Below are 16,301 nucleotides of genomic sequence, written 5' to 3'. Positions count from 1 at the left end.
TCCGGTACTTTTCCGGCATTTTATCCCCGCCCGGCGCCGAATCCGCGCTTCAGCCGCATAACGTAGCCGATGACTTCGGCGACCGCATGGTAGTGCTCGGTCGGGATTTCCTGGTCGATGTCGACGGTGGCGTAGAGCGCACGGGCGAGCGGCACGTTCTCGACGATGGGAATATCGTGCTCGCGCGCGATCTCCCGGATCTTGAAGGCGAGGTTGTCGACACCTTTGGCGACGCAGATCGGCGCCGACATGCCGCGCTCGTAGGACAGCGCGACCGAATAGTGGGTCGGGTTGGTGATGATCACGGAGGCCTTGGGAACCGCCGCCATCATGCGCTTCTTGGCGCGCTGCTGCCGGAGTTGCCTGATTTTGCCCTTGATATGGGGGTCGCCTTCGGACTGCTTGAACTCTTCCTTGATCTCCTGGAGCGACATCTTCTGCCGCTGGAACCAGCTGCGGTACTGGAAGAAATAGTCGGCGATGGCGACGATCGCGAGCGCCGCCACCACCGCGCCGAGCAGGTGGATGGTCATGCTGGTGGTGGCGCCGAGCATCGCGGCCGGATCGAGCTTGACCATCGCCTCCATGCGATGGCGCTCCGGCCACAGGATCATGGTCATGACCACGCTGAGCGCGATCAGCTTGCCGAGGCCTTTCAGGAAGTTCGCCGCCGCCTGCTTGCCGAAGATGCGCTTGAAGCCGGCGCCGGGCGAGATCTTGCTGAATTTGGGTTTCAGGGATTCGGCCGACCACACCAGACGGTGCTGGAGCATGTTGCCGGCAATCGCCGCCAGCACCAGCATCAAGAGGGGCACGCCGATTGCCGTGAGCACGGCGAACTCGATCTGCTGCATCAGCGCGAGCAGAGCCTTGCCGTCGGTCTTGATCATCCAGGAATTGGCGAGCAGGTTGCGCATCGGCGTCAGCAGCCCGCTGCCGACCGAGCCCGAGAAGGTCGAGACCACCAGCGTGCCACCCGCCATCATGAACCAGGTGTTGATCTCCTGGCTCTTGGCGACGTCGCCGCGTTCGAGCGCATCGTCAAGGCGCTTTTGCGTCGGGTCTTCTGTTTGACTCTCGGGATCGTTGTCTTCAGCCATCGATCACCTATTTGAGCGGCATCATCTGGTGCATGACACCGATGAAATAGTCGAGAAACGTACCCATCATCGCCGTGAGCACCACGGCGAGGACCAGAAAGCCCGCGAAGATCGAGAGCGGCACGCCGACGAAATAGACCTGCATCTGCGGCATCAGCCGCGCCAGCACACCTAACCCGATGTTGAAGACGAGGCCGAACACCAGAAACGGTCCGGAGAGTTGCAAGCCCAGGCGGAACGCGGCTGCAAAGGCCCGCGTTGCCAGCGAGGCGATGTCGCCGCTCGAGACGGTCTCGCCCGGCGAGAAGATCTTGTAACTGTCGTTCAGCGCCGCGATCACCAGATGGTGGCTGTCGGTGGCAAACAACAAGGTCACGCCCAGCATGGTCAGGAAATTGCCGACGAGCACGCCCTGCTGTCCCTGCGTCGGATCGACCGAGGTGACGAAGCCGAGCCCCATCTGCTGCGCGATCACGGAGCCGGCGACTTGCAGAGCCGAAAGCGTCACACGGGCGGTCGCGCCCAGCACGATGCCGATCGCGATCTCATGCAGCATCAGGACCAGGAGCGGCGCGAGCGAGCCCATGTCGACCTGATAGGCATTGCGGTGCAGGGGCAGGATGATTAGCGTGAGCAGCAGCGCGATCGACAGCTTGATCCGCGTCGGGATGTTGGTCTCACCCAGGCCCGGCAGCAGCATCACCATCGCACCGACCCGGGCGAAGGCGAGCATGAAGGAAGCGGCGAGCGCCGGCAGCAGCGAGACGTCGATGCGCATGGTTTACGCATCTTGCCTCAGCCGCCGATGATTCGCGACGAGATCCGCAGCATGTGGGCGTGGAGCGAGTCGGCCATGAACGGCAGCGCCAACAGCATCGTGGCGAAGATGGCCAGGATCTTCGGCACATAGATCAGCGTCTGCTCCTGAATCTGCGTCAGCGCCTGGAACAGCGATACGATGACGCCGACCACGAGGCCGACCACCATCAGCGGCGACGACACGATCACGATGGTCCAGATCGCATCGCGCGCGACGTCGAGGGTTTCGGGTCCGGTCATTGCAAACTTCCTTTATTCGTTCCTCGCCTCCTCACGCGCTTGAAGCGGTGCGAAGACCTATCCCCGTCATTGCGAGCGCAGCGAAGCAATCCAGACTGGCGCCTGCGGAAAGACTCTGGATTGCTTCGCTGCGCTCGCAATGACGATTGGGGCGAGCGCCATTCCCAAATCAGATCGGCATCTTCATGATGTCTTCATAGGCCGCGATCACGCGATCGCGGACCGAGACCAGCGTGGACACCGCGACATCGGTGTCGGCGACCGCCGTCACAACGTCCATCACGTTGGCCTTGCCGGCGGCCATCGCCACCGTCTGCGCATCGGACTTGCGGCCGGACTCCATGACGCTGCCGACAGCGTCTTTCAGCAGCGAAGCGAAGGATTGTCCGCTGGGCTCGCTGCCCTTGCCGGCGCCGCTATTCTCCAGCACGCGGGCGAGACTAGCGTAAGCATTGGCGGCGATTGTCGGTGATGCCATGGCTCAAATGTCCTGTTCAGCTCTTGAGGATGTCGAGCGTGCGCTGGATCATCCGGCGCGTCGCACTGATGATGTTGAGATTGGCCTCGTAGGATCGCTGCGCATCGCGCATGTCGGTCATCTCGACCACCGAATTCACGTTGGGATATTTGACGTTGCCGCTCGCATCCGCGGCCGGATTGTTCGGCTCGTATTTGACGCGGAAGCTGGACTGGTCGGGCTTGATCCTGCCGAGGGTGACGACCTGCGCCTCGAGCGTGCGGTCGAGCGCGGAAGAAAAGGTCGGCACCTTGCGCCGGTAGGGATCGCCGCCTGATGTCTGCGAGGTCGAATCCGCGTTCGCGATGTTCTCCGAGATCACCCGCATGCGCCCGGCCTGGGCCCGCAGGCCGGAGGTCGCGATCGCCATCGAGCGGGCAAAGTCGCTGCTGTCATTCGCCATGACGGGGCTCCTCTAGGTCTAGCCCTTGCCGATCGCGGTCTTGAGCAGATGCAGGCTCTTCGAATAGAGCGAGGTCGCCGCCGCGTAGTCCATCTGGTTGCTGGCGGCCTTCATCATCTCCTCTTCGAGATTGACGGCGTTGCCCGCAGGACGGGTCTCAAAACCCGCATTCTTGTTCTGGTCGAATGCGGAAGCCGCGCCTGACGGCGTCATGTGGGAGGCGCTGGTGCGGACAAGGGCCAGAAGCCCCATCGAGCCCGTGACGGCGCCGGTCTTGTCGAGCTTCGGCTCGACCAGGTCGCGCGGCCGGAACTTGGGGGTATCGGAGTTGGAGACGTTCTCGGACAGCACGCGCTGGCGCTCCTGGTGCCACTGCATCTTGGTCCGAAGCGCCGACAGCACCGGGAGGTCGTTGATGGACATCGTTGCGGCTCCTTCCGCCCCTTCCGGACCTTGAGGTCCGAAGCTAGGCAGAATTTGCCGCCTGTATGGTTAACAGCTGGTTAAAGATGTCACGGGCACTTGTTCCCCGATGGGACACGATATGCGCGCGTTGTGATTCGACGCTGCCAAAAGTGGCATTAACCCAACCGTTTGGCGGCGCGTATACAGGCCAAGAAGTCGTTTTGGATCGAGCGATTCATAGGTTATTAAGAGTTGGGGACGGCAAAACTTGCCGTGGAACATTAAGAGATCGCAGTTTGGGGCATCGTAGGCCGGTGGTTGGCGCGTCTGACCACGGGCACGAGAAAAGCGCCATTTGTCGGGGACAAGTATGCAAGGCAGCCCTATCACCTTCATCGTCGCGTTCATCGTCGTTCTGGCGTTGATCGGCGTCGCTGCATGGCTGGTTCGCCGATTCGCCGGCAGCCGGCTGGGCGCCAACACCCAGCGCGGCAGGATGCCTCGGCTCGCCGTGATCGATGCCGCCGCCGTCGACGGCCGGCGCCGCCTGGTGCTGGTCCGGCGTGACAATGTCGAGCATCTCCTCATGATCGGCGGCCCGACGGACATCGTCGTCGAGCCCAACATCGTTCGCGCCGCGTCCAGCCGCGACCAGCTTCCGCATCGTCCCAGCGCCGCGGAACCGCCGCGCCTCGCCCCCATGCCCGATTCCGGCGGCTGGGCCGACGAAGCGCCGCGACCCGAGCTGCTGGATCATCCCGAGCCTCACATGCCCGAGCCGCCGCCGCGGCCCGCGCGCCCGTCCTTCGCCGATGAAGTGCGCCGGCCTGCGCCCGCTTTGGCCGAACGCCGCAGCGAGCCGCCGCTCGCCGGCTTTCCGCCCGAACCGATCGCGCCGCGACCCGAGCGTGAGCCACGGCCCGAGCCGTTGCCGCCGCGCATCGCCCGCGGCGAGCCGCCGCTGATGCCGCGCCCGCCGCGCCAGAGTGAGCCGCCGAAGATGCCGCCGGTGCGCGCCGAGCGCGCAGCCGCGCCGCCGCCTCCCCCCATTCCCCAGGCTCCGCCTGTTCCGCCACCGGCGCCGGCCGCTATCCCCTCGAGCGCCGAGCAGAATCTCGCCGAAATGGCTCAGCGGCTCGAAGCTGCCCTGCGCCGCCCAGCCGGCGAAACGGTCGCCCCTCCGGTTGCGCCGGAGCCGCCGGCCGCTCCCCCGCGCGCGGGACGCAGCGAGCCGCCGGCGCCACCGGCCCCGCCTGCAAAGCCCGCCGCGGAAAAGACCAGCTTTGAAAATCTCGAAGACGAGATGGCCTCGCTGCTCGGCCGTCCGAAGCCGTCTTCGTGAGGTTGCCGGCCCTCCCGCGTAGAGTTCTTTTCCTTTCTGTCCTGGTCGGCGCGGCCTCGCTCGCGAGGCTTGCGCATGCGCAGGACATCAGCATCAATCTCGGCGGCGGCGCTGGCGGTGGCGGCGTTACCGAGCGCGCGATCCAGCTCATCGCCCTGCTCACGATCCTGTCGATCGCGCCGTCGATCCTGATCATGATGACGTCGTTCACGCGCATCGTGGTCGTGCTGTCACTGCTGCGCACCGCGATGGGCACGGCGACCGCGCCGCCGAACTCGGTGATCATTGCGCTCGCGATGTTCCTCACCTTCTTCGTGATGGGGCCGGTCCTGCAGAAATCCTACGACGAGGGCATCCGCCCGCTCGTCGCCAACCAGGTCAGTGTCGAGGACGCACTTCAGCGCGCCTCGGTGCCGTTGCGCGGCTTCATGCAGAAGAACGTGCGCGAGAAGGACCTCAAGCTGTTCCTGGATCTCTCCGGCGAACAGCCGCCGGCGACGCCCGACGATCTCGCACTGCGCATCCTCGTCCCCGCCTTTATGATCTCCGAGCTGAAGCGCGCCTTCGAGATCGGCTTCCTGTTGTTTCTCCCCTTCCTGATCATCGACCTCGTCGTCGCTTCCGTGCTGATGTCGATGGGCATGATGATGCTACCACCTGCAACGATCTCGCTGCCGTTCAAGCTGATCTTCTTCGTCCTGGTCGACGGCTGGTCGCTGGTGGCGGGAAGCCTGGTGCAGAGCTACGGGGGGTGAGGCCGATGCATCCGCAGTCATGCCCCGCGAAGGTGGCATCCTCTCCGCTCCCAGCGATAGCCTCCGGCCCCTCCCCGTCATTGCGAGGAGCTCTTGCGACGAAGCAATCCAGACTGCCGCCGCGGAAAGACTCTGGATTGCTTCGCTGCGCTCGCAATAACGGAGGATGCGGCGCCGTTCCGGGCCGCGCTTCGCGCGGCAGCAGAGCCCTATCGCGTCATCTTGATCTGTCGCACGACCGGAATCGTGGGCAGCGAGCCGGTGTGGTCGGACTCGTCGTTGGCCTGCGGCGCGCTTGGGGCGCGGGCGGTGGCGTCGGGGAAACGCTGCTTCATCTCGCGCAGGAAGCCGTCGAGCGTATCGACGCTGGCAGCCAGCTTGGCGATCTCGGCGAATTCGGCGCTGGAGGCCGCGGCCGGCTTGCTCGCGATGTCGAAGGCGAGACGGTCGGCGCTCTCGCTCATCAGCGGCGCGTATTTCTCGCGGAAGCGTGACAGGCCGATCGAATCGTCGGCGAGCGCGTAACCGACTGCGGCGCGGATGATGTCGCTCTTCTCGACCGCATTGAGCGGCTTGAAGTCGCGGAATCGCTCGCCGTAATAGAGCTCGATCTGCTCGGCGGATTCGCGCCAGCGCCGCGCCGCCCAGAAGATGTCGGAGCGCAGGCGGAGCACTTCGCGCCCGGAGACGTTGGAAACGATGTCGAGCGCGAGATCGTGACGGCCGACGTCGCTCTGCGCCCGCCCTTCCAGGAGCAGGCGCTGCTGCCTGAGCTCCCCGGAGAGGTCGCTGATGCGGCTCGCGCGCAGCGCGGTGATCGCCATGTCGGGCTTGCGGTTGGCCAGATAGATCATGGCAAGGCGCGCGGCGACCTGGGCGCGGGCGGCGCCTTCGAGGCGGTGATCGACCTGGTATTGCAGGAGCTCGGCGGCCTGGTCGAGCAGATCGATCGAGGCGAGACGGTCGGCGAGACGGCGGATCAGCTCGTCGCCGCGGCGGCCGATCGGCGTGAGGTCGCGGAACTCGTAGAACATCCCGAGCGCCTCGACCGGCGGCAGCTCGTCACCCTTGGGCCCTAGGAAGATCTGCGTGAACAGGTCGGAGGCGAGATCCTGCGCCTGGCGCGAGGCTTCTGCGTTCGGCTGCAGCTTCGTCGCGGTGCGCGCCGCCGTGAGCGCGTCCCGGTAGCGCCCGTTCTCGGCATAGAGCTGCGACAGCATCTGGAGCGTCTTGACCTCGATCGCATCGCCGCGCCAGGTCATCGACAGCGTCTCGAGCTCGCGCAGCGCTTCTTCCTTGCCGATCTCGTCGCGCTTCTGACGCAGCGCGACCTCGAGCTGCTTGGCCTCGGCCGCAGCCGGCCGGTCGCTTGAGGCGACCGCGAATTTGTAGTCGTCGAGCGCATCCTTGTCGTGGCCGAGCGCCTCGGCGAGCCGGCCGCGCAGCACGGCGAAGCCGGGCGCAGCCTCGGGCGAGACCCCGACTACCTCGAGCTCGCTGCGGCGCTTGGAGGCGCCGGCATAGTCCTTCACCTCGAGGGAGGCGCGCATCGCATCCATCGTCACGATGCGCTGGATGTCGAGCGGCAGCGAGGCGATGGCGAATTCGACGTTCTTGAATTTCTCGCGCGCGTCCGCCCATTTACCCTGGCGCGCATAGGCGAGCGCCTTCCAGAGCTGGGAATCGTGGCTGTTGCCGATCACGGGATTGGCGAGATCCTTCAGGCCCTGCGCCGGCCGGCCGATCAGGATGTTCGCGATCGCATGCATGATCAGCGCGCCGCTCTCCTCCTTGTTGAGGGGATCGCTCAGCATCACGTCCGTCACGGCCTTGGCCTCGTGATACATGGCGCGCGACATGTAGAACTGCGCGAGGTCGAGCCGCGGCAGCGAACGCAGCGCGGGATCGACCGCCGAGATCGCCGTCATCAGATCGCTCTGGCGCGTCCAGAAATTCTCCGACTGGCCCTTGCGCCAGCCTTCGGGGCTGAAGACCGGGCGCACCGCGGTCGGGGCGCGCTCGGCCGAGATGTCGACCGGCGACAGCGTCAGCCCGCCCTTCTTGCCGAGAATGACCTTGTCGGCGCCGACTTCGACGCCGACCTCGTCGGAGTTCGGCCGGATCGCGATGCCGTGCGCGGATTCCAGCAACGAGAGATCGACGAGGTCCTGCCGCTTGATGAAGCCGCGCACCGGCCGCTGCGCGGTGACGACATAAAGCGTGTCGCCGGCATCGGGATCGGTGAGCTTGTGCAGAACGCCCGGATTGGCGAAGGGGATCGCAATGTTGGCGAGCGCAGGATCGGTGATGTTGCGCGACATCATCAGCGGCAGCGGCGTCGCCTGGATCTTGTCGGCGAGCGTCAGCAGCCAGTTGGTCTCCTTGCCGACCTCCTCGCTCGTCAGCGAGTAGACCAGCGGACGGGTGAGGCGGATGCGAACCGCCTGTCCCTTGTCGAGCGGCACGCGACCGACCTCGCCGATCATCGCGCCGCCCTTGGCGCGGATCGCCTCGACATCGATCGGCCTCAGTGTATCGAACACCAGCCAGACCGTGTCGCCGCGGCGGAACGCCGCCGCAGGCGTTGCGACCTGAAGCGGGAACGTCACGCGCAGGCCGTCGCTGTCACGGCGCGCATCGACGCTGGCAACACCGGACTGCACCGCCGCCGGCGCCGACGCAGGAGCAGTCTTGGGAACTTCCTTGGCAGCTTCCTTGACTGGCTCTTTCGCAGCTTCCTTCACGGCCTCTTGCGGTGCTTCAGGGGCGGCTTCGGCAACGGGCGGCGCCGGCTTGGAGGCTTCCATGGGTGCTGCTGGAGCGTGCGCAGCCTCAGTCGCCGGCGCCGGCTTCGGCACTTCGATGGCCGGCATCGCGGCGGGCGCTTCCGGCTTCACCTCGGGCTTCACCTCTATCCTGGCTTCGCGCGCGATTGTCTCGGACGTCGGTGCCGCGATCTCGCGATGAGCGTCCTTCGGCTTCTCGGCCGCCGGCTTTTCAGGCGCAGGCCCAGGTCCGTGACCCGCGGGCTTGAGCTGCGCGATCGCCGCCTCGGGCGTCGCCGCCGCCCTGCCCCTGTCCGGCTGGAAGGCGATGTCGACGACGTAGTTCTTCTCGTCGCGGAACGAATGCACGTCGGAATCGCCGATCAGCGCGATCTCGACACTGGTCTGGTCGATGTCGGCCTTCTGCTTGATCGAGGCGACGTTCGGCGGCGCGGCGACGACCGCGTCCGCCAGATCGAAATTGAGGTTGGCGTTGAACGCGAGCGTGAGCTTCTGCTCATTGAGCACGGAGGACACGCCGACGCCGTCGGGCATTTCGAACACGAAGCGGACGAAGGTCGGCTGCACCGAGGCGCGGACGCGGATCTGCGGACGCTTCTTGGCCTCGGCGGCGGCGCGCTGCGCACGCAGCGCACGCTCGGCGACGCGGGCGCGCTCGGCCAGTTCCTTGACCACTTCCATCGGCAGGCTCGGCGGCGGCCCCTTCCACCCCTCGGGCAAGAGGTCGATGAAGGTGCGCTCGCCGGCATTCATGGTGTTGACGGTGACCCGGCGCGCCAGCGACAGGCGGATGGCGCCGCCATCGGGATCGCGCCGTGCGGAATTGACATAGTCGGGCGCGCCTTCCGGAACGCGATCGACGGGTACGTCGACGGGCCGATCGAAACGGATCACGAGAATGGAGCCGGCCGTGGTCACCTCGGAGGGAACGTCCTCGCCGAGCTTGATCACGAGACGGGCAAAACCGCCGCCCGCGGAAAAGCTCGCCTCGCCCCTGACGGGATCGGCCGCCCGGGCAGGCGCCGCGAAGCCGATCAGCAGGCAAGCCGCGAGCACAGGCACCTTGCGGACATGACGCGACAATTGCCGCGCCAGGGCGCGGGCTCGCGTCAACAATCCAGCGGCAGCCTCTCGCGCCAATGGCGGCATTTCTTCCGGTCCGACAATCCATGCCGGCAATGGCGCCGGCCGGTGCCGTCGACTGTAGGTCTCGCCAATTAAGGACTTGTTAATGCTATATCTTGATTTGCTCTGGGGGCAGCACGCGGTGCCGGATCGAGCGTGGGCAGGTCCGCCAGCTTTGGATTTGAGAGGCAGGCGGTTAAGGAGTTGTTAACACCTGCACAACAGCGCTGCCGCGATCGGTCAATCGTTCGACGGCACTCCATAGCGGGCAAAGTTCTCGCGGATTGCAGCGTCGATCCGTCTTGCCGCCGAAATATCGCTATCGCCGCCGGCTCTGTCGCCGAGCTTGAGCCTGGCGACCCCGCGGCCGTAGAGCGCGCTCGCAAGCTTGGGCGCGAACCGCAGCGCTGAGTTGTAGTCATCGATAGCCGCGGAGAGTTGCCCCATTTTCAGATTTATCAGAGCTCGCGAATCGTATGTTGCGGCGTTGTTTGCTTCCGATCGAAGCGCCCTGTCGCAGTCGTCCAGCGCAGCCTGCAAGGCGCCGAGGACGGCTCGAGCCCAACAGCGTCCGCTCCACACCGCCTCCAGATTCGGATCAAGGCGAATTGCCTCGTCATAGTCCTGCGCTGCACGCTCGTACGCATTCCTCTTCAGGTAGGCTGCCGCACGGTTGGCAAAAGCAGCCCCATAGTTTGGGTTCAGCTTGAGCGCCTCCTCAAAAGCGCCCAGGGCCAGGTCGTGCGCGCCCTTCCTCAGATAGGCCACGCCGAGGTTGTTGAAGGCTTTGGCATAATTTGGATTAAGCCTGGTCGCTTCGACGAAGTCCTTGATCGCGCGTTCGTAGTCGGTTTTGGCGCTATAGGCATTGCCCCTGTTGTTGTGGGCGACAGCGAAGCCGTTCGCAGTCCCCTCGCCCGCATCGATAAACGCCGTGCAGCCATCGATCCGAGCTTCGGGCGACACGCGATCTGAGCCGTTACACAGTTCAACATTCTTGAGGGAGCTGCCCTTCTCCGGCTTCTGCGCCAAGGCCGACGAGCCGGACAGCACGATGATGAGAATGAGCATCACGGCCTTGATGACACTGGCTGTTGCGATCATTTTCACAGCAGGCGTCCAACTCCGAGAACGAACGAAGCGCTAATCCCAGTCTTCTCTGCCCGGCTGCGTTGCGGCGGCATCATGGCGGCTTAGGCCAAGCAAAGTTCTCAGCATCCCCGACAGATGTTGAGCCTGCGGTTGCTGCTTCGATCGGGCCCTGGCGCCGCGGACGCCGGCGGCTTCTTCAGGAGCTTACTTTCGCCCTCTTCGATCAGGGTCGAAAACTTGACCGACCCATCATCCGAAATCTCGATATGCGGCGTCGTGCCTCGAATCCCTAGCGTGGCGACGGGAGTCTCGACCTTCATGTCGCCGGTCTTTGCGACACTGCCAGCAACGAAAGTGAACGTTCCCTTGGCGAGATTGAACAGGGTCGCATTGGACTTGCCGTCCGGCTCATACACATAGTGATCCAACACCATACGGGCGCTGCTCGATAGATTGAACGAGGTGCCGTCTGTAAAATTGATACCGACTCGGCCGTCGGCCCCGGTCCGCACCACGTCACCGAGATACACGGGATCACCCGTGTTGGCCCGACCGGGCTCACCCGAGACATTCGCCTGAACGATCACTGCGCCCGCATGTTCGATCGTGACCGAGCCTGTGGCCGCCACCACCTTGCCAATGGGTTTGGATGATGAGTCAGCGACGGCGGGCTTGGCGGAATCGATTTGCGATCGAGCCGCACTCGGCAAGAAACTGGCAAGCGCCAAAACGAAGCTGGTCACCAATGCGGCTGTCGTAGGTCTGCACATGATCCCCCCTTTCTGAGAAGGATCTGTCGCTATCGTTGGCCCATTTTTGAACCGCGAAGCGCAGCTGCAATAAATATAATTGTTGTTTAATTTGCTCGACCGGCCTAATTTATCCTCAACGTTAAGTAAACTCCACATATTAAATACGTCTCGTTTGTCAATTTAATCACATTGGCGGGAGGGGGCACGGCGGGAATGGCGGTACGCGTCGCTGTACCCCGCGCAATGCGTCTCTCTCTCTAAGCAGACTTGATTATTTCGGCGGGCAAGCCTTCGGGCTGCCAGCGCCCAGGATATTTTGTCCATTGGCGAGGGCGCCCCGAGCAAGACCCTGGCAGCACGCCGAGCCTGAAATCGATCACCCAGGCGAGGTCGAACTATGTCAGTTGCGTCCGACATCCAGGTTGGTAACGGGGCCGCCACGTCCCTGCCCGTCCAGATCATCGGCCACATTCATACGGTGATCGGTTGCGGTACGCTCACGCGAGCGAGCGGCGTCGCCACACAGGCCGTAGTTGGTGCGCCTGTTTACAGGGCCGACGTGATCGAAACCGATGCCGACGGGCAGATCACACTTCGCTTCATCGATGGTACTCTTTTCAACATCTCCTGCGGCACTCACGTCGCGCTGAGCGACTTCGTCTTCGAAGTCGAAGGCATGTCACATGCAGCGTTGTTCGACGTGACCCGAGGGAGCTTCAGTTTCGTACTGGGCCGGCTGGCAGAAGCCGGGTCTCTCCGGCTGAATACGCCGATTGCAGGCATTCGCACCCGAGGCCATGCGGGCGGTCTCGGGATGCTGACGCTTGCAGCACTGACTTTCTCGGCCGCGCAAAATGCCGAGGCCGCGGATCCGGATGTCACAGTCCTGGATGACGACTCCATCACCTACAAGGATCTTGCGCACGGCGCATTTGAGCTCGTAACCAAGGAGCCGATCCCACGGCACATCATCGTCGAAGATCCTGGTGAGACGATCGTCCTCAAAAAAGTGGGATCCAGCATCAGTGTCAACCAGGTCACGAACACTGCCGCTCGGATGGACGAGTTGCGTGCCGAGCAACAGGACGTGCTCGCCAATCTAACACAAGGGCAAGGGCCGCATGGCTCGAGCACGCCTCCCTTCGTCAAATCCCAGCTGCTGCAGCCGATCAACTTCGTTCCGCCTGATGCGCCGGAGCTGCAGACGTTGCCGACTGTGTTGCCATTCGCCATTATCGAGCCTCTGGGACGTCTACCGCCGATGCTCAGCACCGGAGCCGGGCCCGCTGAGCTCGACACGGTGGTGTTTGACACATTCACTGCGACGACAGGAACTTTCAGCGCCAGTAGCACCAACAGCGGCGGCCAGCTGACCTTCGGCGTCATCGGGGCGAGCGCCGGCAATACGGTCCTGAATGGAGTGACGTACGATCTGTCGAAGACAAGCCCCTACGGGACACTCTATGTCAACAGCACGAGCGGCGCCTATACGTTCGTGCCTGATGACGCCGCAATCAACGCGCTGAAGGCGCCCACGACCGACGGTTTTGTTATCACGGTCTCCGATGGAGACACCACCGTCAATCAGACCTTCACGATCACCATCAACGGTGTCAACGACGCCGCAATCATCTCCGGCACCACGACTGGATCGACGATCGAGGCTGGCGGCATCGCCAACGAAACGCCAGGCGCGCCAATTGCGACCGGCACCCTCACCGACACCGACGTCGACGATCCGCCTAATACGTTCACGACGGTGAGCTCGCCAACAACGAGCGCCGGTGGCTATGGCACCTTCACGATGACGGCGGCCGGCGTGTGGACCTACACCTTGGACAACGGCAACGCCGCTGTGCAGGCGCTCAATGCCGGCGACACACTCATCGACAGCTTTACGGTGACCACGATCGGAGGCACCGCCCAGGTGGTGACGATCACCATCCACGGAGCGAGTGACGCGGCGGTCATCTCCGGCGCGACGACCGGCACAGTGATCGAGGCTGGCGGCATCGCCAATGCAAACCCCGGCACGCCCACCGCGACCGGCACGCTCACCGACACCGATGTCGACACGACCGCAAATGCTTTCACGGCGGTCGGCTCGCCAACGGCAAGCGCCGCCGGCTACGGCACCTTCACCATGACGGCAGCGGGCGTGTGGACCTACACCCTCGACAACGCCAACGCTGCAGTGCAGGCGCTCAGTGCCGACCAGACACTGACCGACACGTTCACAGTGACCACGCTCGACGGAACCGCCCAAGTGGTGACGGTCACCATCCATGGCAGCAACGATGCTGCCGTCATTTCCGGCACCACGGCCGGCTCGGTGACCGAGGCCGGAGGCGTTGCCAACGCGACACCAGGGGCGCCGAGCGCAACGGGCACGCTGGTTGCTGCCGACGTCGACAATGCGTCCAATACCTTCACAACCGTGAGTTCGCCCAAGGCAAGCACGAGTGGCTATGGCACTTTTACAATAACCGCCGCCGGCGTGTGGACCTACACGCTCGACAACGCCAACGGCGCGGTGCAGGCGCTCAATGTCGGCGGCACGCTCACTGACAGTTTCACTGTCACAACCCTCGACGGCACGCCGCAGGTGGTGACGATCATCATCAATGGCACCAACGACGCGGCCATCATTTCGGGCACGACAACCGGCTCAGTGATCGAGGCAGGAACTTTCTCGCCCGGTGCTGCCGTCGCGACCGGCACGCTCACCGATACAGACGTCGACAACGCGCCGAACACCTTCACCGCTGTCTCTTCGCCTACTGCGAGCGACGACGGATATGGCACCTTCACCATGACGGCGGCCGGCGTATGGACTTACACACTCGACAACAACAATAGCGTGGTTCAGGCGCTCGATGTCGGCGACACGTTGACCGACACTTTCACGGTAACTGCCATCGATGGCACGACCCAGGCGGTGACCATCGCCATCCATGGCGCCAGTGACGCAGACCCCAACGATTTTGATAACCTGGCGACCGGATCCGTCGTGATCTCCGATCCCCCCAACGTGTATGGAACGCCGGGGAGCGAAACCATCGCGGGCGGCGGCGACACAGGTCAGATCATCTACGCGGGGGCCGGCAGCGATACCGTCAATGGCACCGGCAAAGCGGACGTTCTCTACGGAGGCTCCGGCAATGACACGATCAAAGGCAACGATGGGGATGACGTCATCTACGGGGGCTCGGGCAACGATACGATCAACGGCAACAATGGCAGCGACACCATAATCGGTGGATTTGGTGCGGACCAACTCACCGGCAGCAATGGGAACGACCGTTTCGCTTATTTGTTCGTAGCCGATTCCAACGCAAGCCAGTTCGACACCATCACCGACTTCGCCTCGGGGGCCGATAAGATCGACTTGACCGCTCTTGGCGCGCTTGGGTTCGTCATCTTGGCTTTGAGCTCAACCAGCACGGCCGTGCCGGCACATACCATCGCCTGGCTCTATGACAGCGCGGCGAATGAAACCATCGTGTACGTCAATCCAACGGACCAGACCTTGCACATCGGCGATTCCGGTCTGCTCGAAGTCCATTTGCAGGGAATTGCAACCATCGACGCGTCGGACTTCATCCTGGCGCCGGCTGCGGCACCTGTGATGGCGGCCGCCAGCGAACTGCTCGACCTCACCGCAACCGCGCAGAGTGACGCGACTGCCGTGACGACGACCACCTCCGAGGTCTCCTCCGATTCCGGGAGCGGCGACGGCACGATCTCCGCCGATGGGAGTTCCACAATCCAGTCAAGCGAGGCGACCTACAGCCTGAATTGGAGCTGGGACCAGACCGAAGGGACCGAATATTCCAGCCTCTCCAGTTCAGACGACGTGCAAACGTACGCGACCGAAACTGCGGTAGCTCCCTCAGCCAGCGGACCGTCTACGATCTTGCAGCACATGGCCGCACCGACGGAGGTCAGTTTTGTCTTCAGCCACTTGGCGGCGCCCGACACGACGGCTGGCAAAGATGGCGCGATTTCCGGAAGCGGTCAGATGCCTGACATCGCCATCGCCGCGCTGAATTTTGCCCACAACGCCGCCGAACTGCACGCCGGGCACGGGCTTGCGCTGGGGAGCGAGGCTGGCAATCACGGCGTCTCGCCCCCGGGAAACGCCGCCCAGGCGCCTGGTCATCCCAGCGATGACACGGCAAAGACGACGCTCAACCCCGGCCTACTGAAGTCATCGACGGCTGGCGCCAACCATTCGCCCTCAAGCGAGGCGGCCGAGCAGCACGACCCGCCCCATGGAGCGTCCGGGCTAAAGCCCGCCAATCCGCAGCAGCTCGGCGACTCGTTCCAGTTCAAGGATGACGCTTCGCAGGGTTCACCGCACAGCGCGGGGCTGGATCATCTCCCAGACCTCGCCGGTCATCACGACCACGCTGGGACATTCCACGGGTCCGAGCTGGCGTCCGTGCATGAAACATCCCCACCTAATGTTGATCCAGCTTACGGAGCAGGTACAGTTCAGGGCCATGTGTTGCACGATCTGGTCGTGTGACGCCCGCAAGCCGATGGCGTCTTCAGTGTCGATTCCCGACGCCATCCGGCGCGGAGGAGCTCTCTTGACCGACAGAAGATTCATCATCGTTGCCGTCGTCGCCCTCGGGCGGCGCTGCATGCTGATGGCTTAGCGCGGATGTCCAGGCGGACGTCATCGCCGCTAGGAGGAGCCGGTTGACGGCCTCGATTACGCGTTCTGCTGCGGACGAGTAGTTCATGGCCTCCTCCTCCTGCGCTGCTGATTGCGAATGGCCGAAGCCTACGACGGCGCCTTGGGCGTCACTGTCCGCCACTTCACACCTGCGCGCGTCAACTCACCGCAGTCTCAGAAGATGCCACCTGCCGCAGCTGCATCCGCAACGGGAGCTGGATGTGCTGCCTTGACAAGTTGCTGAGCACGCGCACTCACAACCTTCGAGGCGTTGCGCTTCG

13 protein-coding genes are annotated in these 16,301 nt (G+C 63.9%); 3 read left to right on the top strand and 10 right to left on the bottom strand.

Annotation, left to right across the window (positions count from 1 at the left end; all coding sequences use genetic code 11):
- Window positions 1-20 precede the first annotated feature (20 nt).
- From flhB to flgB, 6 genes are all read right to left on the bottom strand, one after another.
- Entirely contained in the window at window positions 21-1,100 is a 1,080-nt protein-coding gene (gene flhB / locus XH85_RS17775) for a flagellar biosynthesis protein FlhB (protein WP_128932835.1), read from the bottom strand.
- Window positions 1,101-1,107: 7 nt separating this feature from the next.
- Window positions 1,108-1,878 (bottom strand): flagellar biosynthetic protein FliR, encoded by a 771-nt coding sequence (gene fliR / locus XH85_RS17770; RefSeq protein ID WP_091897984.1) that lies wholly within the window; start codon window positions 1,876-1,878, stop codon window positions 1,108-1,110.
- 17 nt (window positions 1,879-1,895) lie between these two features.
- Complete coding sequence (fliQ, locus tag XH85_RS17765) at window positions 1,896-2,159, bottom strand: flagellar biosynthesis protein FliQ (protein ID WP_011088555.1); 264 nt, start codon at window positions 2,157-2,159, stop codon at window positions 1,896-1,898.
- A 169-nt stretch (window positions 2,160-2,328) separates the two neighbouring features.
- The gene (fliE, locus tag XH85_RS17760; protein WP_128932834.1) at window positions 2,329-2,637 is read right to left on the bottom strand and encodes a flagellar hook-basal body complex protein FliE; all 309 of its coding nucleotides are present in this window, start codon (window positions 2,635-2,637) and stop codon (window positions 2,329-2,331) included.
- 16 nt (window positions 2,638-2,653) lie between these two features.
- Window positions 2,654-3,079, bottom strand: a complete 426-nt coding sequence (flgC, locus tag XH85_RS17755) for a flagellar basal body rod protein FlgC (protein ID WP_128932833.1) — start codon at window positions 3,077-3,079, stop codon at window positions 2,654-2,656.
- Window positions 3,080-3,097: 18 nt separating this feature from the next.
- Complete coding sequence (gene flgB / locus XH85_RS17750) at window positions 3,098-3,502, bottom strand: flagellar basal body rod protein FlgB (protein WP_128932832.1); 405 nt, start codon at window positions 3,500-3,502, stop codon at window positions 3,098-3,100.
- Window positions 3,503-3,854: 352 nt separating this feature from the next.
- Between flgB and XH85_RS17745 the strand changes: the two genes are divergently transcribed.
- Window positions 3,855-4,826, top strand: a complete 972-nt coding sequence (locus tag XH85_RS17745) for a flagellar biosynthetic protein FliO (protein WP_128932831.1) — start codon at window positions 3,855-3,857, stop codon at window positions 4,824-4,826.
- A complete protein-coding gene (fliP, locus tag XH85_RS17740; RefSeq protein ID WP_128932830.1) occupies window positions 4,823-5,581 on the top strand; it encodes a flagellar type III secretion system pore protein FliP in 759 nt (252 codons plus the stop codon). The genes XH85_RS17745 and fliP overlap by 4 nt, the downstream gene beginning before the upstream one ends.
- Before the next feature lie 209 nt (window positions 5,582-5,790).
- On the opposite strand, the gene XH85_RS17730 is transcribed toward fliP, so the two are convergent.
- The 3 genes from XH85_RS17730 to XH85_RS17720 form a co-directional block, all read right to left on the bottom strand.
- Window positions 5,791-9,516, bottom strand: a complete 3,726-nt coding sequence (locus tag XH85_RS17730) for a tetratricopeptide repeat protein (RefSeq protein ID WP_128932828.1) — start codon at window positions 9,514-9,516, stop codon at window positions 5,791-5,793.
- 216 nt (window positions 9,517-9,732) lie between these two features.
- A complete protein-coding gene (locus tag XH85_RS17725) occupies window positions 9,733-10,596 on the bottom strand; it encodes a tetratricopeptide repeat protein (RefSeq protein ID WP_164940575.1) in 864 nt (287 codons plus the stop codon).
- A gap of 107 nt (window positions 10,597-10,703) precedes the next feature.
- Complete coding sequence (locus tag XH85_RS17720) at window positions 10,704-11,327, bottom strand: FecR family protein (protein ID WP_338025650.1); 624 nt, start codon at window positions 11,325-11,327, stop codon at window positions 10,704-10,706.
- A 406-nt stretch (window positions 11,328-11,733) separates the two neighbouring features.
- On the opposite strand from XH85_RS17720, the gene XH85_RS17715 reads away from it, so the two are divergent.
- Window positions 11,734-15,867: a VCBS domain-containing protein gene (locus XH85_RS17715; protein WP_245474138.1), complete on the top strand. Its 4,134-nt coding sequence runs from the start codon at window positions 11,734-11,736 to the stop codon at window positions 15,865-15,867.
- Window positions 15,868-15,889: 22 nt separating this feature from the next.
- Here the strand turns inward: XH85_RS17715 and XH85_RS17710 are convergent, their stop codons facing one another.
- On the bottom strand, window positions 15,890-16,087 hold the full coding sequence (locus tag XH85_RS17710) for a hypothetical protein (protein ID WP_128932826.1): 198 nt from the start codon (window positions 16,085-16,087) through the stop codon (window positions 15,890-15,892).
- Window positions 16,088-16,301 lie beyond the last annotated feature (214 nt).

Origin of the sequence: Bradyrhizobium zhanjiangense, from assembly GCF_004114935.1 — a bacterium.
GTDB lineage: Bacteria > Pseudomonadota > Alphaproteobacteria > Rhizobiales > Xanthobacteraceae > Bradyrhizobium > Bradyrhizobium zhanjiangense.
The sequence above is the reverse complement of the archived record's forward strand: the minus strand, read 5'-3'. Positions and strand labels throughout refer to the sequence as shown.

What these genes read in the sequence shown, in the direction of transcription:
- XH85_RS17710 (WP_128932826.1), bottom strand. Translation starts at nt 16,087, where the DNA reads ATGAACTACTCGTCCGCAGCAGAACGCGTAATCGAGGCCGTCAACCGG.
- flgB (WP_128932832.1), bottom strand. Translation starts at nt 3,502, where the DNA reads ATGTCCATCAACGACCTCCCGGTGCTGTCGGCGCTTCGGACCAAGATG.
- fliE (WP_128932834.1), bottom strand. Translation starts at nt 2,637, where the DNA reads ATGGCATCACCGACAATCGCCGCCAATGCTTACGCTAGTCTCGCCCGC.
- fliR (WP_091897984.1), bottom strand. Translation starts at nt 1,878, where the DNA reads ATGCGCATCGACGTCTCGCTGCTGCCGGCGCTCGCCGCTTCCTTCATG.
- flhB (WP_128932835.1), bottom strand. Translation starts at nt 1,100, where the DNA reads ATGGCTGAAGACAACGATCCCGAGAGTCAAACAGAAGACCCGACGCAA.
- XH85_RS17725 (WP_164940575.1), bottom strand. Translation starts at nt 10,596, where the DNA reads ATGATCGCAACAGCCAGTGTCATCAAGGCCGTGATGCTCATTCTCATC.
- fliQ (WP_011088555.1), bottom strand. Translation starts at nt 2,159, where the DNA reads ATGACCGGACCCGAAACCCTCGACGTCGCGCGCGATGCGATCTGGACC.
- XH85_RS17745 (WP_128932831.1), top strand. Translation starts at nt 3,855, where the DNA reads ATGCAAGGCAGCCCTATCACCTTCATCGTCGCGTTCATCGTCGTTCTG.
- flgC (WP_128932833.1), bottom strand. Translation starts at nt 3,079, where the DNA reads ATGGCGAATGACAGCAGCGACTTTGCCCGCTCGATGGCGATCGCGACC.
- XH85_RS17730 (WP_128932828.1), bottom strand. Translation starts at nt 9,516, where the DNA reads ATGCCGCCATTGGCGCGAGAGGCTGCCGCTGGATTGTTGACGCGAGCC.
- XH85_RS17715 (WP_245474138.1), top strand. Translation starts at nt 11,734, where the DNA reads ATGTCAGTTGCGTCCGACATCCAGGTTGGTAACGGGGCCGCCACGTCC.